The sequence below is a fragment of the Hyalangium versicolor genome, assembly GCF_020103695.1.
Lineage (GTDB): Bacteria > Myxococcota > Myxococcia > Myxococcales > Myxococcaceae > Hyalangium > Hyalangium versicolor.
On the sequence record NZ_JAHXBF010000010.1, the window covers coordinates 143,054 to 165,700 of the forward strand.

Annotated in this window: 16 protein-coding genes; 9 read left to right on the forward strand and 7 right to left on the reverse strand. The window is 68.5% G+C overall.

The annotated features are described in order from the left end of the window. Positions 1–77: 77 nt before the first annotated feature. Positions 78–602: a PaaI family thioesterase gene (locus tag KY501_RS21675; RefSeq protein WP_224365138.1), complete on the forward strand. Its 525-nt coding sequence runs from the start codon at positions 78–80 to the stop codon at positions 600–602. Between the two features lie 12 nt (positions 603–614). Then, positions 615–1,226 (forward strand): TetR/AcrR family transcriptional regulator, encoded by a 612-nt coding sequence (locus KY501_RS21680; protein ID WP_224365139.1) that lies wholly within the window; start codon positions 615–617, stop codon positions 1,224–1,226. A 58-nt stretch (positions 1,227–1,284) separates the two neighbouring features. Here KY501_RS21680 and KY501_RS21685 read toward each other — a convergent pair whose 3' ends face one another. The 6 genes from KY501_RS21685 to KY501_RS21710 form a co-directional block, all read right to left on the reverse strand. Next, a complete protein-coding gene (locus KY501_RS21685) occupies positions 1,285–2,874 on the reverse strand; it encodes a hypothetical protein (RefSeq protein ID WP_224365140.1) in 1,590 nt (529 codons plus the stop codon). Positions 2,875–3,100: 226 nt separating this feature from the next. Beyond that, positions 3,101–3,928: a 16S rRNA (adenine(1518)-N(6)/adenine(1519)-N(6))-dimethyltransferase RsmA gene (rsmA, locus tag KY501_RS21690; RefSeq protein ID WP_224365141.1), complete on the reverse strand. Its 828-nt coding sequence runs from the start codon at positions 3,926–3,928 to the stop codon at positions 3,101–3,103. Between the two features lie 11 nt (positions 3,929–3,939). Beyond that, complete coding sequence (gene tsaD / locus KY501_RS21695) at positions 3,940–4,938, reverse strand: tRNA (adenosine(37)-N6)-threonylcarbamoyltransferase complex transferase subunit TsaD (RefSeq protein ID WP_224365142.1); 999 nt, start codon at positions 4,936–4,938, stop codon at positions 3,940–3,942. Positions 4,939–4,981: 43 nt separating this feature from the next. Continuing rightward, the gene (locus tag KY501_RS21700) at positions 4,982–7,816 is read right to left on the reverse strand and encodes a response regulator (protein ID WP_224365143.1); all 2,835 of its coding nucleotides are present in this window, start codon (positions 7,814–7,816) and stop codon (positions 4,982–4,984) included. 155 nt (positions 7,817–7,971) lie between these two features. Continuing rightward, a complete protein-coding gene (locus KY501_RS21705) occupies positions 7,972–14,217 on the reverse strand; it encodes a J domain-containing protein (protein WP_224365144.1) in 6,246 nt (2,081 codons plus the stop codon). Positions 14,218–14,250: 33 nt separating this feature from the next. Continuing rightward, entirely contained in the window at positions 14,251–14,754 is a 504-nt protein-coding gene (locus KY501_RS21710) for a tRNA (cytidine(34)-2'-O)-methyltransferase (protein WP_224365145.1), read from the reverse strand. Positions 14,755–14,771: 17 nt separating this feature from the next. Between KY501_RS21710 and KY501_RS21715 the strand changes: the two genes are divergently transcribed. The 6 genes from KY501_RS21715 (at position 14,772) to KY501_RS21740 (ending at position 21,135) form a co-directional block, all read left to right on the forward strand. Beyond that, entirely contained in the window at positions 14,772–15,140 is a 369-nt protein-coding gene (locus KY501_RS21715; protein WP_224365146.1) for a DUF192 domain-containing protein, read from the forward strand. A gap of 90 nt (positions 15,141–15,230) precedes the next feature. Beyond that, on the forward strand, positions 15,231–15,995 hold the full coding sequence (locus KY501_RS21720; RefSeq protein WP_224365147.1) for a Stp1/IreP family PP2C-type Ser/Thr phosphatase: 765 nt from the start codon (positions 15,231–15,233) through the stop codon (positions 15,993–15,995). Positions 15,996–16,199: 204 nt separating this feature from the next. Beyond that, positions 16,200–17,186: an ATP-binding cassette domain-containing protein gene (locus tag KY501_RS21725; RefSeq protein WP_224365148.1), complete on the forward strand. Its 987-nt coding sequence runs from the start codon at positions 16,200–16,202 to the stop codon at positions 17,184–17,186. A 48-nt stretch (positions 17,187–17,234) separates the two neighbouring features. After that, on the forward strand, positions 17,235–17,954 hold the full coding sequence (locus KY501_RS21730) for an ABC transporter permease subunit (RefSeq protein ID WP_224365149.1): 720 nt from the start codon (positions 17,235–17,237) through the stop codon (positions 17,952–17,954). 9 nt (positions 17,955–17,963) lie between these two features. Then, entirely contained in the window at positions 17,964–19,595 is a 1,632-nt protein-coding gene (locus tag KY501_RS21735; protein ID WP_224365150.1) for a GldG family protein, read from the forward strand. A 28-nt stretch (positions 19,596–19,623) separates the two neighbouring features. Next, positions 19,624–21,135 (forward strand): DUF4340 domain-containing protein, encoded by a 1,512-nt coding sequence (locus tag KY501_RS21740; RefSeq protein WP_224365151.1) that lies wholly within the window; start codon positions 19,624–19,626, stop codon positions 21,133–21,135. Between the two features lie 18 nt (positions 21,136–21,153). On the opposite strand, the gene KY501_RS21745 is transcribed toward KY501_RS21740, so the two are convergent. Next, a complete protein-coding gene (locus tag KY501_RS21745) occupies positions 21,154–21,990 on the reverse strand; it encodes a helix-turn-helix domain-containing protein (protein ID WP_224365152.1) in 837 nt (278 codons plus the stop codon). A 143-nt stretch (positions 21,991–22,133) separates the two neighbouring features. Here KY501_RS21745 and KY501_RS21750 point away from each other — a divergent pair, with 143 nt between their 5' ends. Beyond that, the gene (locus KY501_RS21750) at positions 22,134–22,538 is read left to right on the forward strand and encodes a hypothetical protein (RefSeq protein ID WP_224365153.1); all 405 of its coding nucleotides are present in this window, start codon (positions 22,134–22,136) and stop codon (positions 22,536–22,538) included. The last annotated feature ends 109 nt before the right edge of the window (positions 22,539–22,647 follow it).

Sequence of the window (22,647 nt, forward strand, 5' to 3'; positions counted from 1 at the left end):
ACTCTTGATTCAATCTCGAGTAGGGTGCGATAGAGCCTCATACATGATGACCATCATCCCATTGGATGGAGCCGCTCATGAGTGAGACAGCCACGCAGCGCACACGGACCGTGACGTGGAGGGATCCGCGAGAGGGGCTCGCCAGCGCACGGACCCTGTCGGGCCTGGAGTACCTGCGGGCCATCGCCCGAGGCGAACTGCCCCCGGCTCCGATCGCAGTGTTGATGGGCTTCGAGCCCTCGGACGTGCAGGAGGGCCGCGTCGTCTTCACCGTGCAGCCCGGCGAGCACCAGTACAACCCCATCGGCACCGTTCACGGCGGGCTGGCGGCCACGATCCTCGACTCGGCCATGGGCTGCGCGGTCCACAGCACCTTGCCGGCCGGCTCGGGCTACACCACGCTGGATCTGCATGTCACCTACGTGCGCCCCATCTCCCACGACACGGGGAAGCTGACCTGCACGGGAGAGGTCATCCACCTGGGCGGCCGCATGGCCACGGCCCAGGGACGGCTGACGGACGAAGCCGGCCGGCTGTACGCCCACGGCGTCACCACCTGCATGCTCTTCCGCTCCCCGAGCCCTGGTGGCAAGGAGGGGTAGGAGGTCTCACAGATGCGGTACGGACCCGAGCACAAGCAGTCGACGCATGCGCGAATCCTCGCGGCGGCCGAGTCGCTCTTCCGCAAGCACGGCTTCGAGGGCGCCAGCGTGGAGCGGGTGATGCGCGCCGCCGGCCTCACGGTGGGCGGCTTCTATGCGCACTTCGCCTCGAAAGAGGCACTGCTCTCCGAGGCGATCCGGAACTTCATGGAGCAGCGCCGGGTGCGCTGGACGGCGGGGCTCGAGGAACTGCACGGCCGCGAATGGCTGAGCCACTTCATCCGCCGTTACCTCAACCACCAGCGCCGCGACGATCCGGTGCATGGCTGCCTCATGCCGTCGCTCCTGTCGGACCTCACTCGGGCCTCTCCGGAGGTCCAGGCCACCTACGCCGAGCAGTTGGACGCGCTGGCCCGCCGAATCCAGGAGCACCTGGACGACGAGGGTGGAGTCACGACCCGTCAGAAGGCCCTGGCGACCATCGCGATGTGCTTCGGAACGATGACGCTGGCCCGAGCCACGTCCTCGCAGCCCCTGTCGGACGAGCTGCTCGAGGCGGCGCGGGCCCTGCTGCTCGCGCATGGAGAAACACCACCGCCCTCCCCCACTCGTCCGGCTGAGTGAGGGAGGGCGGGGCGCCCGACCTTGCGGTACTCGAGACCCGGCGCCGCCTCGCCGTCCGCTACTGGCAGTCCGCGGAGCAGGTGGCCTGCGTCTCCCACGAGTCGCAGACGTTATCGCCGCAGGCCGCGCTGAGGAACGTGTCGAGCACCTCCTTGCGGTGAGGGAGGAAGGTACCCACGAGCGCCGGAGAGAGGCGGTGGCGCGGACCGTCCGGGCCGGGATCGGTCAGCTCGGAGGTGTGCGTGAAGCCCAGCGAGGGCGGCCAGATGATGCCGCTGCCCAGGTTCGCCCCATTGCTGAGACGGTGGCAGCCCGCGCAGGAAAGGGCCATGGCTCGCGCCACCACCTGGTCCGGAGTGAGCGTGCTGCCGATGGCGCTCAGCTTGTTCTGGATGTTTGCCCGCAGCGGGCTGGGGCCCGCGCCGAACTGGTTCACGTAGTGGTTCTCCTGCGGGTTCTGCTCGTCGCTCTGGCCGCTGTTGAACGCGTCCGGGATGCTCAGGCCGAAACGGTTGATGTCGTTGACCGCCAGGCTGGCTACCTGGTCGGGAAAGACGACGTTCTGGAAGTCCGCCGTCCGCGCATGCGTCGAGCCTGGGTTGAAGAGGATGCCGCCAGGGTTGGTCTTCACCGTGACGGGGGTGAACTGGACGGTGCACGCCCCCGCGCCGCAGTTCTTGCGGATCTTGAACTCACGCAGGTTCCAGGTGGGCTGCATGAACTGGTTGATGCGCACCTGACCGGTGTTGCTCGCGCGATTGCCCAGGTTGTCGACGTGGAACACGGGCATGAAGCCGGGGAGCCCCAGGAAGTAGAAGTCATGCAGCTTGTCGCCTCGTGAGTTCACGTCCGCGTCCGCGGTGAGGCCGGCCCAGAAGTTGGCCACGGGCCGGCAGCCCTCCAGGCCCAGCGCGGGCGTGGGGTTGGGCAGCACTGCCTCGAAGATGACGAAGAGCCGATCCCTCGGGTTGGTGATGCCGGAGCGCTTGGCGAAGACGATGCGGTACTCGCCGCAGTTGGCGCCGTTCGCGGGAGCCAGATCGAAGCGGTTGAAGAGACCCACGGGTAGGTAGGCGTTGGGGTTCGTGGTGGCGTTGATGAACGGGTCCACGAGCGCCTGTCCACCCTCGGCGGGCCGACATGGGTATGGGAAGCCGTTCATGTTGGCGATGCCCGGGCTGTCGCAGTGAGGGCCCGCGCCGAGACCGGGGGCGGGCCGCTCCGTGTCCCACCACTGATGGAAGAGATCGAGCGCCGTCGTGGGCACGCCGCTCGTCCCGACGAGCTGATCCATCACCGTCTGCAGGGTGAACTTGCTGAGGATGGCGTCATCCGTCACGGCCAGGGAGCGCTGGGGATCCACTCCGCTGGTCACCGGCGGCGGGGGCGGAGGCGGATCCTGCGGAGGCGGAGGCGGAGGCGGATCCTGCGGAGGCGGAGGCGGGGACTGCTGCTGCTGTGGCGGCGGTGGAGGCAGCATTCCGATGCCCCCGCGATCAGGCTGGGAGGTCGGCGTGCCCTCCGTCACCGGATCCTCGGTGGTCGACGGATCCTCGGTCCCGGTCGCCGTGGAGTCACAACCGCTCGCCCACATCGACAGGATGCTGCCCAGCAGGACCGCGCGCCCCTTCTTGCTCAGAATCTTCATGGCTCTCTCCACTCGCTCAGGTGTTCGACTTGGAGGAGCACCCGGACCGTGCTCCTGGCCCGAGCTTGAGCAAGGCATGCGCCAACCCCGGCGCACCGGAGAGTTCGCGCGGTTACGTCGACAGCTCGTTCATGGGGATGCAGGAAGCGCAGAGCGCACTGCGGATTCCGCAGCGCGCGTGCAGCCGGCACTGGAGAAAGACTCGCGTGTGCGCCTTACCAGCAGGCTAACCCACCGAGCCGAGAGCCCTCTCCAGCGCGGCAAACTCCGCGGGTGCGAGCGTCTCCGCTCGACGCATCGGGTCGATCCCTGCCGTCTCCAGCGCCTTTGCCCACTGCTCGGGCGTCGCCAGTGACTTGTCCGACTTGAGCGAGTTGAACAGCGTCTTGCGCCGCTGCGCGAACCCCGCCTTCACCACCCGGATGAAGCGCTCCTCGCTCACCAGCGGAGCCCGGGGCGCCTTCAGCCGCGTCAGCCGCACCACCGCCGAGTCCACCTTCGGCGGAGGGTGGAAGAGATGCGCCTCCAGCGTGAACAGGTGCTCCACGTCGAAGTACAACCCGAGCAGCACCGAGAGCAGCCCGTAATCTCGCGTCCCCGGCTCTGCCGCCAGCCGCTCCACCACCTCCTTCTGCAGCGTGAACACCGCCCGCGACACGTGCGCGCGCTGCTCCAACACCCGGAACAGGATGGGGCTCGTCAGGTGGTACGGCAGGTTGCCCACCACCGCCACCTCCGGCGCTCCCGCCACCTCCGCGAACTCCACAGTCGCCGCGTTGCCGGACACCACCCTCACTCCAGGAATGGCCTCCTTCTCCAACACCGCGAGCATGTCCCGGTCCTTCTCCACCGCCGTGACTCGCGCGCCCGTGGCCGCCAGGAACCGCGTCAGGTGCCCCAGCCCCGGCCCCAGCTCCACCACCGGCTCGTCCTTGCGCAGCTCCAGCGCCTCGGCGATCTCCTGCAGCGCACCCTCGTCGCCCAGGAAGTTCTGCCCCCAGCTGTGCTTCGCGTGCAGCCCGTGGCGCTTGAGAATCTCTCGCGGCGTTTCCACGTTCCCCTCCCTCACATCCGCCACGCCGGATCCGCCGCGAGCTTGAAGTCCCCTCGCAGCCCCCGGCGCCAGGCCTCGTACCCGGCCACCGCAATCATGGCCCCGTTGTCCGTGCACAACCGCACTGGCGGCAGGTAGAGCTTCAGGCCCCGATCCTCCGCGCGCTCCAGGCACAGCGAGCGCAACCGCGAGTTCGCCGCCACGCCTCCGCACACCACCAGCCGCTTCAGCCCCAACCGCCGCCCCGCCGCGATGAACTTCTTCGACAGCGCGTCCGCCACCGCCTCCTGGAACGAGGCGCACAGGTCCGCCAGCGCCTGCCCCTGCGGCACGCCGTGCTTGCGCACGTGGTTCAACACCGACGTCTTCAACCCCGAGAAGGACACGTCGAACGTATCCGGCTGCGGAAGCGCTCGCGGGAAGTGGATGGCCTCCGGATCGCCCTTCTGCGCGAGCTGATCAATCGGAAGCCCGCCCGGATACGGCAGACCCAGGATGCGCGCCGTCTTGTCGTAGGCCTCACCCGCCGCGTCATCTCGAGTGCTACCGACCAGTCGGTACCGGCCGTAGTCCTGCACCTCGTAGAGGCTTGTGTGCCCACCCGAGACGACCAGTCCGAGGAACGGCGGCTCGGGCGCGTCCTCCAGCAGCCGGATGGCCAGCAGGTGCCCCTCCAGGTGGTTGGCTCCCACGAAGGGCTTGCCCGTCGCCAGGCTCAGCGACTTGGCCACCTGCACCCCCACCAGCAGCGCCCCAATCAGCCCCGGCCCCGAGGTGACGGCGATGAGGTCCACATCCTCTAGCGTCTTGCCCGCACGGGTGAGCGCCTCGTGGAGCACCGGCATCACCTGGACGATGTGGTTGCGGCTCGCGAGCTCCGGCACCACTCCGCCCCAGCGGCGGTGGATGTCCACCTGTGTGGAGACGACATCCGACAACGCACGCCGGCCGTCCTCCACCAGGGCGGCTGCGGTCTCATCACAACTGGTTTCCAGTCCAAGTACGAGCAAGGCAGTGACCTTCCAGGCCCACAAGGGCCCGAGCCCCCGCCTCCTACTTGCTGCCCAGCTGCTTCAGCGCGAGGCGCACGTCGTTGGAGAACTTCCCCGAGGGCTCCATGGCAAGGTACTTCTTATAAGCCTCGATCGCCTTGTTATTCTGCTGCGTCACCTGCAGCGCCATCCCCAGCGCGAACCAGGCCCGGGCGTTGGTGTCCTTCTCCTTCACCACGTCATTCAGCAGCCTCGCGGCCTCGCGGTAGGCCGCGTCACTCGTGCTCCCCATCACCAGCGAGAAGCCCAGCCCTTCCTTGGCCTCGTTCGAGCCTGGCTTGGCCTTCAGCGCCTTGCGATAGCTCGACGCGGCCACCTTGAAGCGCCCACTGCCAATGGCCGAACGCGCCTGCTTGATGGAGTTGGCGAACTCGACCTCCGGATCCACCGGCTTCGCGTCCGGGGGCGTATCAGCGGGCTCGGGCGTGTCGTCCGGCTCCGGCGTCTCGGCGATTGGGGGGTTCGGAGACTCCGGCGGCTTGCCCGTATCTTCGGGCTTTGCCGCCAGCGTCCCCGCATCCGTCGCGGCAGTCGGCGTCGGCGTCGGTGTCACGACCGCATCCGGAGGCTTCGTCTCAGTCGAATCCGGAGGCTTCGTCTCGGACGGGTCCGGCCGCTTCGCCTGCGGATCCGTCTTCTCCGGCGGCTTTGGCGGCGGGCCCGATTCATCCGAACCTCGCGTGCCCATCACCACCGCGGCCACCGCGATGAACGCCGCGATACCCACGCCAATGTAGAGCCCCGTCCGCTTGGGCTTGACCGCGCTGGCGAGCGCCGCATCATCCGCTGTCTTGTCCTTGGCCTTGTCCTTCTCCGGCTCCTTCTTGGCGGCAGGAGGCGACGACACCGGCTTCGACGGCGTGGCCGCGGGCGTAGGCGGGACCTTGAAGTCCAACGTGGGCAGCGACGGCTCCTCGCGCGGCGCCGGCTTGGACGCGGCGGGCCCAGAGGGCGCGAGCACGGGCGGAGACGTCGGCGCGGGCTCAGGTGCCGCCTTGGCCTTGGCCTTCGCATCGGACTCGGGAACGCCATGCCCCGGATACGGAGGGAGCGCGAGCTGCGCGGGAGGCTCGGGCTCCGCCACCTCCACGGGAACCGGCTCGGTCACGGCCACGGGCCCCGACACCAGCGTCACCTCGGAAGACGGAGGCGCGGGCGTGGGCGGAGGCACCGGCGGCAGCGGGTCGGGCCCGGTCGCGGCCCCACCGAAGATGGGCGGGCGTCCCAAGGCATCCAGCACCGCTGCATCCCCTGCGGGCGAGGAGGACTGGGGAGCCAACTCGGGAGGATGCGCTACGCCGTTCGACGGCGGCGGGGCAGCACTCGGAGAACTCGAGGCCCGGCCCGCATGCGACCAGGCCGGAATCGGCGCCCAGGTGCTCGCCGAGCCCAGGCCGTCGGTATCCACCCGGCTCCAGTCCAGCAGCAGGCTGCGCCGCGCATGCTCCTGAGCGCGATGCTCGGGCGGAGGCTCCACGAGGAACGAGGAGCTCTCCTCCGAAGGCGGCTCCGGAGGCGACGCCTGGGCCGCAAACGTCTCCGCCGTGGACGCGGGGCTGGGGCGCTTCGGCTTCGGCTGGAAGACGACGACATTGGCCGGCTGCGCGGCAGCAGCAGCAGCAGCGCTGGGGGCGGGAGGAGGCTCCGCCACGGGGCTCGCGGCAGGCTTCGTCTCCTGCACCTTCTCCGGCGGAGCGGGAGGCGGCGGCGGCGCGACCGCGGAGATGGGCGGGGGCGGAGGCACGGCAGCCGTGGCCGCGGCGGGATCCACCACCGGCTCGCTGGAGGGCGGCTCCGGCACAGGCGTGGGCGGAGACGGCGGCGCGGGCGGAGCCGACGCGTGCAGCCACTCCTCGATGCCGGGCTTGCCGCTCTGGATGGGCTCCTGCGGCACGTTGCCCAGCTCGCGGATCAGCCCCTCGAAGTACAGCTTGCTGATGATGCCCAGCGCGGCCAGGTCCTCGAAGTCCGAGTCCTCCACCACGCGGCTCAGCGTGCGCTTGCCGTCGAACAGGCGCAGCAGCCCGTTCACCTCGTCGGGGATCTCCGACAGGCGCTCGGCCAGCTGGTGGTAGTCGATCTCGAACACCGTCTCGAGCGGTGGCAGCTGCTCGAGCATGCGGCCCCACTCGTCCAGCCGGCGCATGCCCTCCATGAGCAGGCCCTGGGTGGAGACCTCGATGCGCTCGGGCCGATCCAGCGGGGTGAACTGCACCTCGAACTGGCCCTCGAACGTGTTCAACATCCGGTAGAACGCGTTCTCACCCTTGAGGCGCCCCAGCTCCGCGTCGATGACGCGGCCTTCCTTGAAGTAGATGGCGCCCACGCGCTCGCCCTGGATGGCGATGCTGCCCGTCTTGCGGCCGATCTCGAACGTCTGGACCAGGTCCACCACGCCCATGTCGGCCAGGCTGCCGCTGAAGCCGCCCTTGGTCGTCTCGCGCTTTTCGATCCTCTCCTTCTCCGCCTTCTGGAGGATCATCTTCACGCGCGTGACGATCTCTTTGATGTAGATCGGCTTCGTCAGGTAGTCGTCCCCGCCGAGCTCCAGGCCGCGCACCTTGAACTCGACCGACTTCTGGTTCGTCAGGAAGACGAAGGGGATGTGCTTGAAGCGCTCGTCCGACTTGAGCGACTTGCACAGCTCGAAGCCGTCCATCTCCGGCATCTTCGTGTCGGCCAGCACCAGATCCGGTGGACTGATCTGGACCTTCTCGACAGCGTCCTTACCGTGAATCGCCGTCGTCACGGAGAAGCCCGCCTTCTTGAGGCTGACCTCCATCACGCGGAGGCTCTTCGCGTCACCATCGACCAGGAGAAGGTGCTGCTTGGCCACGTTCGGTTGCCTTTCCCTACGGACGGCTCACGAGGAGCCAGACGCCGAGGAGTCGCGCGGGATGATCACGCTCAATCTCCAGGCATGTCAATGGTTTGGCTGGCTCCTCCCCCCGCCCGAAGGGCAGGCGGACGACTGCCCGCCAGGTGTGGTGTTCAGCGGAAGAAACCCTTCTTCGGCGCAGGGGTGTTCTTCTTCCGCATCTCGATGAGCCGCAGCTCCTGGTTCGCCTCCAGGTGCTTGGGGTTGGCGCGCACCGCCTCGCGGAAGTGGCGCTCGGAGCGCTCCGCGTCCCCTTCGACACGGGCGATGACCCCGAGTTGGTAGTGCGCCCGGTCGCAGTTGGGATCGGCCTTGATGGCGTCGGCCATCATCTGCTTGGCCTTGGGGATCTCCGCCTTTCGTTGGGGATCCATGTAGATCGTCCACGCCAGCGCGGCCAGGTAGAGCGGCTTCGCGTCCAGGGCGTAGGCCCGCTCGTAGTGGGAGGCGGCAGCCGCGAAGTCCCGCTTGCGGAAGAAGACCTCGCCCATCTTGAAGAGATCGCCCGGGTTGCTGCCCGAGGTGCCTCGGCCCGCGGGGCTCACGCCGGGCGCCGACGGATTGGAAGGCGGCTGGGGAGCCGCGGCCTTCTTGAGCCCCTCCACGTACGCGGCGCGCTTGGCGTCGTCGTAGAGGATCTCGTACGCCTCGCGGATGGCCTCGAAGACGGAGGTCATCTTGGAAGCCAGGTGCGGCAGCGAGGGCGGCAGGCGATCCGGGTGGAAGACCTTGGCCAGGCTGAGGAACGACGCCTTCACCTGATCCCGAGGCGTCTCCGGAGTGACGCCGAGGATGGCGAAGTGCGTGGGCTTGTTCTGGAGCTCGGCGTGGCGCGTTTCGATCTGCAGCGCGAGCCCCGAATCCTCCGCCGCGGGAGGAGGCGGTTCGGCCACCGCCGCCGCTGCGGGAGCCGCTGCGGGCTCGGAGGCCGGGTCGACCGCGACAGCCCCTACCGGAGCGTCCGCCCGTGTCCCCAGGGTCCCCATGTTCTCCATGGCGCGGCGTAGCAGGCGCTGGCGCCGCTGCCGGGCCGCTTCGTCAGGGTTGGAGGAGTCTCCGGCCACGTCGTCCTCGTCGAGATCCCAATCGTCCAGGTCGAGATCGTCCAGGTCGTCGGGATCGTCGTCCCGAGCGCTGCTGGATGAGATGTTTTGTGCAGTCTGGCCAGTTGCCGCGGCCTTGTCACCAGGGGGGGCTGGGAAACCACCCGGGTTGGATGTTGGTTCTCCCACAATCCCACCCGCTTGGGGAGCCGCTCCCTCCTGGACGAGCGACTCCAGGTGGGTCTCGACCTTGTTCAGCGCGGCCTCGAAGGAGGCGGAGAGGTTGTTGGCCATCTCCGCCTCATCGAAGGTGACGATGCGCCACAGGTCCTCCTCGCCGCCCGCGCGAGCCTCCGCCGCGGGAGGGAGGGGCTTGGGGGTGACAGGCGCCTCCGGCATGGGGGCCGGAGTCTGCGCGCGCGGCGCGGCGGCGGACTGGCTGGGAGGGGGCGGTGTGGAGGGGACAGGATCCTGGAGCCCCGCGCCTGGGGGCTCCATGAAGGGAACGAGATCGCTCCACATGTCCTGATCCAGATCCACGCCCTCGGCGGACTGCTGCGCGGACGCGGGCTTGGACGCAGCGGCCTGGGGGGCATTGGAAGCGGCTCGGACGGGCTCCTCGGCGAGCCATGAGTCGACCGCCGGCGAGACGGCTCGGCGCTGCACCTCCTCCATGTCGTGGAGAAGTGCGGCCTCGGCCTGCTGGCGGGCCTGGCGCAGGGCCTCCTTGTTCTCGTGAGGCAGGGCTTCCTGAGGCGCCTCTTCTGGATGCGGGATGGCATCGGACCAGGAGAAGTCGGCGATGGGCGCAGCGGGAGCCGGGGCGGGTGCGCGCGCTTCCTCGAGGAAGTCACCATCATCGAGTGCCAGCGGAGCGAGTTCCTCGCTCGTGTCCGCCGCGGCTCCAGCGGGTGGGGGCTGCTCCGCGGCCCGACGCGCCTTCTCCGCCAGACGGGCTTCCTTGGCTCGGCGACGCTCCTCCTCGCGACGATCGTCCTCATCGAGGAAGGGATCTGCAGGGGTCGAGGACTCCTGGGGCAGCGGGGTGCCGTGCCACCGCGCGGACTCGGCGGCATGCCGAGCCTCGGCGGCCTGGCGGAGCTCTTCGGACAGCCGCACCTCTTCGGCCCGGCGCGTCTCCTCCTCGAGCCGCGCTTCTTCGGCATGGGCCTCCGCCTGACGTGCCTCCTCCATCAGGAGGGCGGCGTCGTCGAGATGGACTTCCTCGACGTGCCTTCCGTCGGCGGCAGGCGCATCTTCGGGAGCCTCGAGCTGGGCGGCCTCCGCGATCCGACGCGCCTTCGCCGCCAGCCGAGCCTCCTTGGCCCGGCGCCGCTCTTCTTCTCGGAGGGAGTCCTCGTCCAGTGGGACGGCCTCGGACTGAGGCGCGGACTCCGTGAGGTTGGTGGCCTCGGCGGCCTGACGTGCCTCGGCGGCCTGACGGAGTTCCTCAGCCTGACGGGCTTCCTCAGCCTGACGCGCGTCCTCGGCGAGCCGAGCCTGCTCGCCCCAGTCGGTCTCCGCAGGCTCGAGCTCTTCGACGGGGAGTTCCTCCTCCAGCGTGAGGATCTCCTCCTCTTCTTCGGGAGCGAGACCCCTGGACTGAGCAGGCTCGGCGGTCGGGTGTGCCTGCTCCGCCAGTTGGGCCTCCTGGGCCTGGCGCAGCTCCTCCTGACGACGGGCCTCCTCGTCCAGGAATGGATCGGCGGGGGAAGCGAATTGCTCGGCCTGACGGGCCTCTTCCGCGGCCCTTCGGGCCTTCTCCAGGAGACGCGCTTCCTTGGAGTGGCGGCGCTCCTCTTCGAGCCGGGCTTCCTCGGCGTGACGGGCCTCCTCAGCGTGGCGAGCCTCCTCGGCTTGACGCGCCTCTTCTTCCAGGCGAGCCGCCTCGGCTGCCTGACGCAAATCCTTCGCCAGCCGAGCCGCCTCGGCCAGCTTCCGCTTCTCTTCCTGGAGCGCCTCCTCGGCCTGGCGCGCTTCTTCGGCTTGACGGGCTTCCTCGGCCAGTCGCTGCTCTTCGGCGAGGCGGGCCTCTTCTGCGAGGCGGGCTTCTTCGACCTGCCGCGCCTCTTCGGCTTGACGGGCCTCCTCCGCCAGTCGCTGCTCTTCGGCCTGCCGCGCCTCTTCAGCCTGCCGAGCCTCTTCCGCAAGGCGAGCTTCCTCGGCCAGGCGAGCCTCTTCCGCAAGCCGAGCCTCTTCCGCCTGCCGAGCCTCCTCCGCCAGTCGCCGCTCTTCGGCCAGCCGCGCCTCCTCAGCCAGCCGCGCCTCCTCAGCCAGCCGCGCCTCTTCGGCGCGACGTGCCTCTTCCGCCAGCCGAGCGTCCTCCGCCAGCCGGGCCTCTTCCGCTAGCCTCAGCTCTTCAGCCAGCCGCGCCTCTTCAGCGAGGCGTGCCTCTTCAGCGAGGCGTGCCTCTTCAGCGAGGCGTGCCTCCTCAGCCAGCCGCGCCTCTTCAACGAGGCGTGCCTCCTCAGCCAGCCGCGCCTCTTCCTCCAGCCGTCGCTCTTCAGCGAGGCGAGCTTCCTCAGCGAGTCGCGCCTCTTCAGCCTTGTGGGCCTCTTCGGCCAGTCGCCGCTCTTCAGCGAGGCGCACCTCTTCGGCCAGCTGAGCCTCTTCGGCCAGCCGAGCCTCTTCGGCCAGCCGAGCCTCTTCGGCCAGCCGAGCCTCTTCCGCTAGCCGAGCCTCTTCGGCCAGCCGAGCCTCTTCCGCTAGCCGAGCCTCTTCGGCCAGCCGCCGCTCCTCAGCGAGGCGGGCCTCCTCCGCCAGCCGAGCCTCTTCCGCCCTGCGAGCCTCCTCAGCGAGACGGGCCTCTTCCGCCTTGCGGACTTCCTCAGCGAGACGGGCCTCTTCAGCCAGTCGCCGCTCCTCCACCAACCGAGCCTCTTCCGCCTTGCGAGCCTCTTCCGCCTTGCGAGCCTCTTCGGCCAGCCGCCGCTCTTCCTCGAGGCGAGCCTCCTCGGCCAGCCGAGCCTCTTCCGCCAGTCGCTGCTCCTCAGCGAGACGGGCCTCTTCGGCCAACCGAGCCTCTTCGGCCTTGCGAGCTTCCTCAGCGAGGCGGGCCTCTTCCGCCAGCCGCCGCTCTTCAGCGAGGCGAGCCTCCTCGGCCAGCCGAGCCTCTTCCGCCAATCGCCGCTCTTCAGCGAGGCGAGCTTCCTCAGCGAGACGCGCCTCTTCAGCCTTGCGAGCCTCTTCAGCCAGTCGCCGCTCTTCAGCGAGGCGAGCCTCTTCGGCCAAACGAGCCTCTTCAGCCAACCGAGCCTCTTCGGCCAGCCGGGTCTCTTCCGCCAGTCGCTGCTCCTCAGCGAGGCGAGCCTCTTCGGCCAACCGAGCCTCTTCGGCCAACCGAGCCTCTTCCGCCAGCCGAGCCTCTTCCGCCAGCCGAGCCTCTTCGGCCAGCCGAGCCTCTTCGGCCAGCCGAGCCTCTTCGGCCAGGCGCCGCTCTTCAGCGAGGCGGGCCTCTTCAGCCTTGCGAGCCTCTTCAGCCTTGCGAGCCTCTTCAGCCTTGCGAGCCTCTTCGGCCAGCCGAGCCTCTTCCGCCAACCTGGCCTCTTCGGCCAATCGCCGCTCTTCAGCGAGGCGTGCCTCCTCCGCCAGCTGTCGCTCCTCAGCGAGGCGGGCCTCCTCAGCGAGACGGGCCTCTTCCGCCAGTCGCCGCTCCTCCGCCACCCGAGCCTCTTCCGCTAGCCGAGCCTCCTCCGCCTTACGAACCTCCTCAGCGAGACGGGCCTCTTCAGCCAGTCGCCGCTCCTCTGCCACCCGAGCCTCTTCCGCCAGCCGGGCCTCTTCCGCCTTGCGAGCCTCCTCAGCGAGACGGGCCTCTTCCGCCAGTCGCTGCTCCTCAGCGAGGCGGGCCTCCTCCGCCAGCCGAGCCTCTTCGGCCAATCTGGCCTCTTCCGCCAGTCGCTGCTCCTCAGCGAGGCGGGCCTCCTCCGCCAGCCGAGCCTCTTCCGCCAGCCGAGCCTCTTCGGCCAGCCGGGCCTCTTCGGCCAGTCGCCGCTCTTCAGCGAGGCGGGCCTCTTCCGCGAGCCGAGCCTCTTCCGCCAGCCGAGCCTCTTCCGCCAGCCGAGCCTCTTCCGCCAGCCGAGCCTCTTCCGCCAGCCGAGCCTCTTCCGCCAGCCGAGCCTCCTCGGCCAACCGGGCCTCTTCCGCCAGTCGCCGCTCTTCAGCGAGGCGAGCCTCCTCGGCCAGCCGAGCCTCTTCGGCCAACCGAGCCTCTTCCGCCAGCCGAAGCTCCTCCGCCAGCCGAGCCTCTTCCGCCAGCCGAGCCTCTTCCGCCAGCCGAACCTCTTCCGCCAGTCGCCGCTCTTCAGCGAGGCGGGCCTCCTCCGCCAGCCGAACCTCTTCCGCCAGCCGGGCCTCTTCGGCCAGCCGCCGCTCCTCAGCGAGACGGGCCTCCTCGGCCAGCCGAGCCTCTTCGGCCAACCGAGCCTCTTCCGCCAGTCGTCGCTCTTCAGCGAGGCGGGCCTCTTCCGCCAACCGGGCCTCTTCCGCCTTGCGAGCTTCCTCAGCGAGGCGAGCCTCTTCCGCCAGCCGCCGCTCCTCCGCCAGCCGGGCCTCTTCCGCCAGCCGGGCCTCTTCCGCCTTGCGAGCTTCCTCAGCGAGGCGAGCCTCTTCCGCCAGCCGCCGCTCCTCCGCCAGCCGGGCCTCCTCCGCCAGCCGCTGCTCCTCGGCGATCCGCGCCCGCTCCCGCTCCTCCCACTCCTCGACACTGAGCGACTCGACGAGCCCCTCTCGTTCGAGCAGTTGGAGCAAAACCTCCTGCGCCACCGTCAGCGCCTCGGGCTGCCGGAACGCTCTCAGAGTCCCCAGCAACGCCCGCTCCTCCCCACTCGAAATCCACGGCCCGCACGCCTCCACCTCCGCGCACCGATACACCCGAGCCCCGCGCCCCGCCCCCACCGCCGGCTCCAGCGCGGCGCGGATCACCCGCACCCCAGCAATGGGCCGGAACATCTCCTCCACCTCACCCGGCTCGAACGCGGAGCGCTCCGCCAGTTGGCTCAGCCGCCGCACATGGGCGAGCACCTGCAGCTCCGCCACCGTGCCCGCCTCCATGCCCAGATCCTCGAGCAGGTCCTCATCCGGCTTCCCCGCCCCGCCCCGGGCCCAGAGCGCATCCAGCGCCTCCATCTTCAGCCGCCCGCTCAGCAGCAGCGCCTGCGCGGGGCTCTGGAAGCCAAACCCCAGCTGCGTGCCCACCAGGTTCCCCTCCTGAAGAAAGAGCCGGGACTCGCGGCCACCGGAGTGCAGCGTGAGCTGCCCGGTGGCACGGCTCTTGTGGGCGGAGTACAGGGCTTCAGCAACGAGAGAGGGAGACATTGCCCCCCGAGTCTACCCCCCCTGCCCGGACCCTCAACTTGCCGGGGGCGTCTGCCTGGCCGCTTCTCCCAGCTGCACCTGGCGCAAGGCCTCGTAAGTGGCAATGCCCACGGAGGTGGACAGGTTCAGGCTGCGTCGCTCCGGGAGCATGGGGATGGTCACCGGCCGCCCCGAGCCCCCCTCCAGCAGCTCGGCCGGCAGGCCCGTCACCTCGGAGCCGAACACCAGATGGTCTCCCGGCTCGAACCGAGCGGCATACAAGGATGTAGAAGCCCGTGCCGAGAACAACCACCTGCGGGCTTCCGGGTAGTCCGCCACGTAGGCCGCATAGGTGGGATACAGCTTGAGGAACACCTTGTCCCAGTAGTCCAGGCCAGCGCGCTTCAGCTCGCGGTCGGCAATGGAGAACCCCAAGGGCTCCACGAGGATGAGGCGGCTGCCCGTCACGGCGCACAGCCGGGCGACGTTGCCGGTGTTGGGGGGAATCTGGGGCGAAACGAGCACCAGGTGCAGAGGACGCGCGAGCGGCTCAAGCATGGGGTAGAACGCGCGGCATGCGCTGGAAGGTGAACAACGTCACGAGGGGAAAGCTGCTGGCGGATCGCTCAGAGCGGGCCACCTCGTTCATGGACCGCTTCATGGGGCTGATGGGGCGGCGCTCGCTGGCCTTCGGCGAGGGCATGCACATCATCCCTTGCAACTCCATCCACACCTTCTTCATGCGCATCCCCATCGATGTGGCCTTCCTGGACCGGGACGGGCTCATCGTCAAGCAGATCCCGGCGATGCCGCCCTGGCGGCTGAGCTCGGTGTATTTCAAGGCCCACTCGGTGCTGGAACTCCCGGCGGGGACGCTGGCGGGCAGCCAGACCCAGGAGGGGGATCGGCTGGAGTTCGAGCCAGCGGAGCCACAGACTCCATGAACGGTTTTGCCCCACCAGGGGCGCTTTGTTAACCTGCAGGACTGTTCCTACGCGTCCACTTCCACGCGTCACACGGACGGGCTTCCCAGCATGCGCATCGAGGTAGCAGGCATCACCCACGTCGGGATGAAGCGCAACCACAACGAGGACAACTACCTCCTGCTGCCGGAGGAGAACCTCTGCTGCGTCGCCGACGGCATGGGCGGGCACTCCTCTGGAGAGATCGCGTCGAAGATCGCCGTGGAGGAGCTGGGCGAGTTCTTCCGGATGACGTCGCGAGACGCGGACGCGACGTGGCCGTTCAAGATGGACAAAACGCGCAACTACGACGAGAACCGGCTGGCCACGGGCATCAAGCTGGCCAACTCGAAGATCTTCGAGCGCGCCGCGGGAGACACCAAGTACAAGGGGATGGGGACCACCATCGTCACCGTGTACTTCGCCAACGCCACCGCGTACGTGGGGCACGTGGGCGACAGCCGCGTCTACTTCTTCCGGGACGGCACGCTCAAGCAGGTGACGGAGGACCACTCCCTGCTCAACGACTACCTCAAGGCGAAGAAGCTCACGCCGGAGGAGATCGAGAACTTCCCCCACAAGAACGTCATCGTCCGGGCGCTGGGGATGAAGGAGTCCGTGGTGGTGGACGTCACCCGCATCGAGCCGAAGGAGGGAGACATCTTCCTGCTCTGCTCGGACGGCCTGTCGGGCATGGTGGCGGATCCGCAGATGCAGGAAGTGCTGGTGCGCACCTCGGAGTTGGAGAAGGCGTGCGGCCAGTTGATCGACCTGGCGAACGCGGCGGGCGGCAACGACAACGTCACCTGCGTGCTGGCCCGCTACCACAACGACTGAGCCGGGCGTCCGGCGCGAAGCCGGGCCCCTCGTCCTCCGCGAACGAACTTCCGTGAGCCGGGAATAAGCGCCCGCTGCGGGAAGTTTCGTGCCTCCTTTTTCCGATCCCCACGTGGGGCGAGTCCGGTTCGTTACCCGTATGGGTCCTGCCGATTTCGACTTCGCCCGCTGCGCGGAATTAGGCGCGCTTCACGAGGTGAGATCGTGACGCAATCGATGATTCAGATCGAAGGGCTGACGAAGACCTACGGCGCCACGCAGGCGCTGAAGGGGGTCAGCTTCGAGGTGCCTCGCGGGCAGGTGGTCGGCTTCCTGGGCCCGAACGGAGCAGGCAAGTCCACCACCATGCGCATCCTGGCCGGCTACGTCACTCCGAGTGCAGGCTCGGCCAAGGTGGCGGGGGTGGACGTCACCGTGGACCCCGTCCAGGCGCGGCGCTCCATCGGGTACCTGCCGGAGAACAACCCGCTCTATGAGGAGATGATGGTGCGGGAGTTCCTGGGCTTCATCGCGGAGCTCCGGGGCATCCCCACCGCGCAGCGCAACGCGCGCATCCAGCGAACCGCCGAGCGCTGTGGCCTCCAGAACCACCTGGGCAAGGACATCCACCAGTTGTCCAAGGGCTACCGGCAGCGCGTGGGGCTGGCGCAGGCCATCCTCCATGATCCGGACCTGCTCATCCTGGATGAGCCGACGACTGGCCTGGATCCCAACCAGATCGTCGAGATCCGCAACCTCATCAAGGAGCTGGGGCAGGAGAAGACGGTCATCCTGAGCACCCACATCCTCAGCGAAGTGCAGAGCACCTGCAGCCGCGTGCTGATCATCAGCGACGGCAAGCTGGTGGCGGACGACTCTCCGGAGCGCCTCACCGTGGGCGAGGGCGGAACCGTATCGGTGGTGCTGACCTCGCGGCTCGGCCAGAAGCTCGATGCGGCGGTGGTGCGCCAGGTGATGGAGTCCATCCCCGGCGTGACGCGCGTGGAGACCGCCGAGGGCGAGGGCGGAGACACGCTCGGATTCGCCCTGCGCTACAGCAGCGAGGATCCGCGCCGGGCGCTGTTCGAGGCGGCGGTGAAAAACGACCTGCTGCTGCTCGAGGTGAAGCGCCAGCACGTCAGCCTCGAGGAGACGTTCCGCAAGCTCACCGCGGCGGAGAACAGCACCACCCCGCGCCCCGCGGCAGCCTGAGTCATCCCCTTCCGTCCCTTCATCGCCGTACGTCGAGAGGTCTCGGCCATGAGTACGTCCCTGGCGATCGCCAGACGCGAGTTCAGAACCTTCTTCAACTCTCCCATTGCGTACATCGTGCTGGGCGGCTTCCTGCTGGTCGCCGGGTGGATGTACTTCAGCACGCTCTTCCTCGCCGGGCAGGCGTCGCTGCGTGCCTTCTTCGGCATCTCGCCGGTGCTGTTCGTGGTGTTCGCCCCGGCCATCACCATGCGCCTGGTGGCCGAGGAGCGGAAGGCGGGCACGCTGGAGTTGCTGCTGAGCATGCCTCTGCGCGACTGGGAGGTGGTGGCGGGCAAGTTCCTGGCGGCGCTCGCCATGGTGGGCGTGGGGCTGCTGTGGACGCTGCCCTACCCCATCAGCGTGGCGGCGCTGACGGCGAAGGGCGCCAGCTTCGACTGGGGCCCGGTGGCCGCTGGGTACCTGGGCCTGCTGCTGATGGCCTCCAGCTTCATCGCCATGGGGCTGTGGGCGAGCACGTTGAGCCGCAACCAGATCGTCGGCTTCATCATCGGCCTGCTGCTGTGCTTCGCCTTCTACTTCGTGGACAAGTTCGCCGTGCTGCTGCCGGACACGCTGGCGGAGGTCTTCCAGTACCTCTCGGTGGACTACCACTTCGAGAACATCGCCCGAGGCGTGCTCGATAGCAGGGATCTGCTGTTCTACGTGTCTCTCACCTCGATCGGTCTACTCATGACGACGCGGTCCCTGGCCGCGGTCCGCCAGTGAGGTGCTCCCATGCGTGCTGATACCCGGAACGCCACTGTCTTCCTGATTGCCGTCGTGGGCAGCCTGGTGCTGCTCAACCTGCTCGCCGTGCGCACCTTCTTCCGCCTGGATGTGACGAAGGAGGGCATCTACACGCTGGCCTCGGCGTCCAAGGACACCATGGCCGGCCTGGAGGATCCGGTGACGGTGACTGCCTACTTCACCGAGAACCTCCCGGCGCCCTACTCCGGCAACGCGCGGTACGTGCGCGATCTGCTGGCCGAGTACCGCTCCGCATCCAAGGGCAAGCTCTCCTTCGAGTTCATCGATCCGTCCGCGCAGGAGACGGAGGCGGACAAGGAGACGAAGCGCGAGGTGAAGCGGGACATCTTCGGGCGCCAGTTCCGCGAGCCGACCAGCGTGGAGAAGGAATTGTCCTCGCTGGGCATCCAGCCGGTGGAGATCCGCGTCGTCGAGCAGGACCAGATGCAGACGAAGCGGGCCTACATGGGGCTGGTCATCAAGCATCAGGAGAAGAAGGAGGTCATCCCCGTGGTCCAGGATCTGGGCTCGCTGGAGTACGACTTGACCAGCCTGATCCGGAAGATGACCCGGCCGAAGACGCCGGTGCTGGCCGTGCTTCAGGGCCACGAGGAGCCGGCTCTCAACGAGAAGTTCACCCGGCTCCAGGCGATGCTGTCGCAGACCTACGAGGTCCGCCCGCTGGATCTCACCGGCAAGGACAAGGTGGATGAGGACGTGGACGCGCTGCTCATCCTGGGTCCGAAGACGGCGTTCAAGCCCAATGAGATCCGCGCGGTGGACCAGTTCCTCATGCAGGGCAAGAGCGCCGCGTTCTTCCTCGACTCGATCCAGGTGGACACGCGGACCTTCGAGTCGACTCCGGCCGAGCACGGCCTGGGGCCCCTGCTGGCCACCTACGGCATCACCGTGGGCGACAAGCTGGTGGCGGACGCCCAGTCGGCGCACCTGAACGTGCAGGAGCGCCGCGGCTTCATGGTGGTCTCCATGCCCGTACCCTTCCCGTTCATCCCCCAGTTGCAGCAACTGGAGGTGGACAGCCCGCTGACTCGAGGGCTCACGGGCGTCACCTTCCCGTTCGTCACGGACGTGACGGTCCAGCCGGTGGAGGGCAGCACGGCCACGGTGCTGGCCCGTTCCTCGGCCAAGAGCTGGCTGGAGGGCAAGCCGTACAACATCGACCCGCGCCGGGACTGGCGCAACGAGACCATCAACCCCGCCGGGCCGTACAACCTGATGGTGCAGGTGAGTGGGAAGCTCAAGAGCCACTTCGCCTCGGAGGCCAACGCCTCCGGCCCCAACGGCCCGGTGCTGGCCGAGAGCAAGGGCGAAGCGCGGGTCATCGTCGTGGGCGGATCCACGCTGCTGTGGGACGACTTCATGGCGCGGCCCAACCAGGCGCTGCTGCTCAACGTGGCGGACTGGCTGCTGCTGGATCCGGCGCTGCTGGCCATGCGGACGCGCGGCCTGGCGCAGGCTCCGCTCCAGCAGGAGCTGAGCGATGCCACTCGGAACGGGGTGAAGTTCGGCAATGCGCTCGGGCTGCCGCTGCTGCTGTCGCTCTATGGCGTGGTGCGCTGGCGCAGGCGCGAGGCCAGCCGGACCGCTCCCCTGACGTGAGTTCCTCCAGCTGATTACGAGGGTGCCAATGAAGAAGGGAACGCTCGTTGCCATTGGAGTCTTCGCGGCCCTGCTGATCCTCGTCCTCGCCACGCGTGAGCGCCAGGTGAGCGAGGGCATCACGAAGCTCGAACTGCCCGGTGTGGAGAAGGGCTCGATCTCCGGCCTGGAGATCTCCGGCGCTCAGTCCGCCACCCTGCGCAAGGAGGGTGACACGTGGGAGGTGTTCGATCCGGCGCACCCGGACGCGAAGTACCCAGCGGACGCGGAGCAGGTCCGCTCCGCGCTGGACAGCTTGCCCGAGCTGAAGAATGCGGACCTGGTCACGGAGAGGGCGGAGAAGCATGCCGACCTGGAAGTCGATGACGCCCATGGCAGAAAGGTCCGGCTGCTGAATGGAAGCAGCGCCGTGGCCGAGCTGATCTTCGGCAAGGTCGCTCGGGGTGGCACCTACGTCCGCAAGGCGGGCAGCAATACGGTGTTCTCCACCACGAGCCGCCTGGGCTGGATGGCCCGATGGGAGGTCAACTCCTGGCGCAAGCGCGACTTCGTGGGCGTGAAGCTGGAGGATGTGGCTCAGGTCACGGTCCGCATCGCCGGCGCCGAGCCCTACACGCTCAAGGCCGGAGACGGAGGCACCTGGACACTGGCGGAGCCCGCCCAGCCGCCCGCGAGCCTTCGCTTCGATGCCCAGGCCGCGCAGTGGATGGTGCAGCAGCTCACGTCGCTGTCGGCCCAGGACTTCGCGCAGGGACTCAGCGATGAGAGCAGCGGTCTGGCTGGTCCGCATGACGTCATCGAAGCAAAGCTCAAGGACGGGAAGACCCTCACGCTCCACCTGGGAACGGCGCTTGCGGCGGGCGGCCAGGACTCCAAGGCCTCCGGCAGCGCTCCTCCGAAACCGAGCCTGGTCCCCGTTCGCAAGGAGGGGGATGCACAGATCTACCTCGTACCGGCCTCGACCGCTCAGGGGGTGCGCAAGAAGCTGACCGATCTGCGCGACCTGTCGCTCCTCAGCATTGATCCGCAGAAGGTCACCCAGGTGTCCATCCAGGCCGGTGGGAAGAAGACGGTGGCCATCAAGGACGGCGCCTCCTGGAAGATCATCGAGCCCAAGAAGCTGCCGGATGGCTTCGAGTTCGACCCCAACCGGGTAGATGCACAACTGAGCGGGCTGCGCGGCGTTCACGCAGCCCGGTGGGTGGAGCCGGCGGTGAGCGACAGCGACAGCGGCCTGAGCAAGCCCTCCGCCGTTGTCGAGCTCACCCTGGAGGGAGGAGCCACCCAGTCGCTGCGCTTCGGCAAGGAGGTACCGTCGACCACAGGCGCACAGGAGCTCTTCGTCAAGGGCTCGGCGGACTCGGGGCTCTACGTCATCGCCCAGGCCGAGCGCACCCGCTTCGAGGCAGGGGTGGAGCTCTTCAAGAAGAAGCCCGCTCCGCCAGGAGGTACCGCCGCGGTGCAGGGGCTCGATAGCCTGCCGCCCGAACTCCGCAAGCAGATCGAGGAGCAGTTGCGCAACGCCCGCCCCCACCCATGAGCTGTCTGGGGTTTGTCCTCAAGCATCCGATCCGAACCCCTCCTCCGCGATACGCCTCAGCACGGCGGCCGTCTGAGGATCCGCGGGGAAGAAGGACTCGATGGCGAGTTCGGCGAGGGTGATGTCGACTGGGGTGCCAAAGACGGTGGTGGTGCCGAAGAGCGACAGGAGCCCGTGTGATGTCTGGATCCGCATGGGCACCACCACCCCGGCGTAATCCAGTTCCTGGAGGTTCCCGGAAGTGCGGGCGCCACTCCCCTGAGTGCCGTAGCCCCGGAGCTCCTCAAGGAGCGCGACGAGCTTCTCATCGCCGCTGAGATCGATCTGCCGATGGAGCCGGGTGAGCACGTGATTGCGCCACTGTTCCAGGTTGGCGACGCGCGGCGCCAGCCCTGACGGGTGGAGGCTCAGCCGCAAGACGTTGATGGGAGGCTGGAGCAGGTCCGGCGCGATTCCCTCCAGGAGCGGAGCGATGGCGCGGTTGGCGGTGACCAGCGTCCAGTGCCGGTCCACCGCGAGCGCGGGATAGGGCTCGTGGCCGGCGAGCACCAGTTCGACCGCCTCCTTCGAGGCCCGGAGGGCGGGGTCATCGAGGCTCCGCTCGGCGTAGACCGGAGCGAACCCGGCGGCCATCAGCAGGGTGTTGCGCTCACGCAGGGGGATGTCGAGCTCCTCCGCGAGGTGGAGCAGCATCTCCCGGCTCGGCTGCGAGCGCCCCGTCTCGAGGAAGCTGACGTGCCGGGCGGAGACTTCGGCGCGCAGGGCCAGCTCCAACTGGCTGAGGCTGCGGCGCTGGCGCCACATGCGCAGCAGGTCTCCCACGGGACGGCTCTGCGCCTGAGGGGTGGTGGTCATGCCCGGGAAGATAGGGGCGAGCGGTCATCGCTCCAATTACCTCGGACGTAATCGACACCGGACAGCCCGCCGCGCATTTTGTGTCTCGAGCGACGGAGATTTCACCCCGCCGTCGCGCATTCCCCCCTCACTGGAGAACACAAATGAGCACGATGACTGCCTCGTGGAACCTGCTGCGCCGTGTCCTGCTGGCCGATGGAGTGGCGAGTGGCGCCATGGGAGTGTTGTTGCTGGTCGCCGCCGGACCGCTGGCGGGCCTGCTGGGACTGGAGCTGGCCCTGTTGCGAGCGGCGGGCGTCATCCTGATTCCCTATGGAGCCCTGGTCCTCTACGTCGGCGCACGGACGAGCATCTCGCCTCGCGCCGTCTGGATCATCGTGACGGTCAACCTGCTGTGGGTCGTCGACAGCATCCTGCTGCTGGTCACGGGCTGGGCTGATCCCACGACCCTGGGCTACCTCTTCACGGTGGGACAGGCGCTCGCGGTCGCGGCCTTCGCCGGGCTGGAGTACGCCGGGCTGAGGCGCTCGCCCCCGGCGCTGGCCTGACACCCACCCCATTCTGGCGAGCACTCCTGCCTCCCTGTTCGGTAGGCATCGACCGTCACTACTCACGAGGTTGTCCGGAACGCGACCACTCGATATGAGTGCTCCAGGA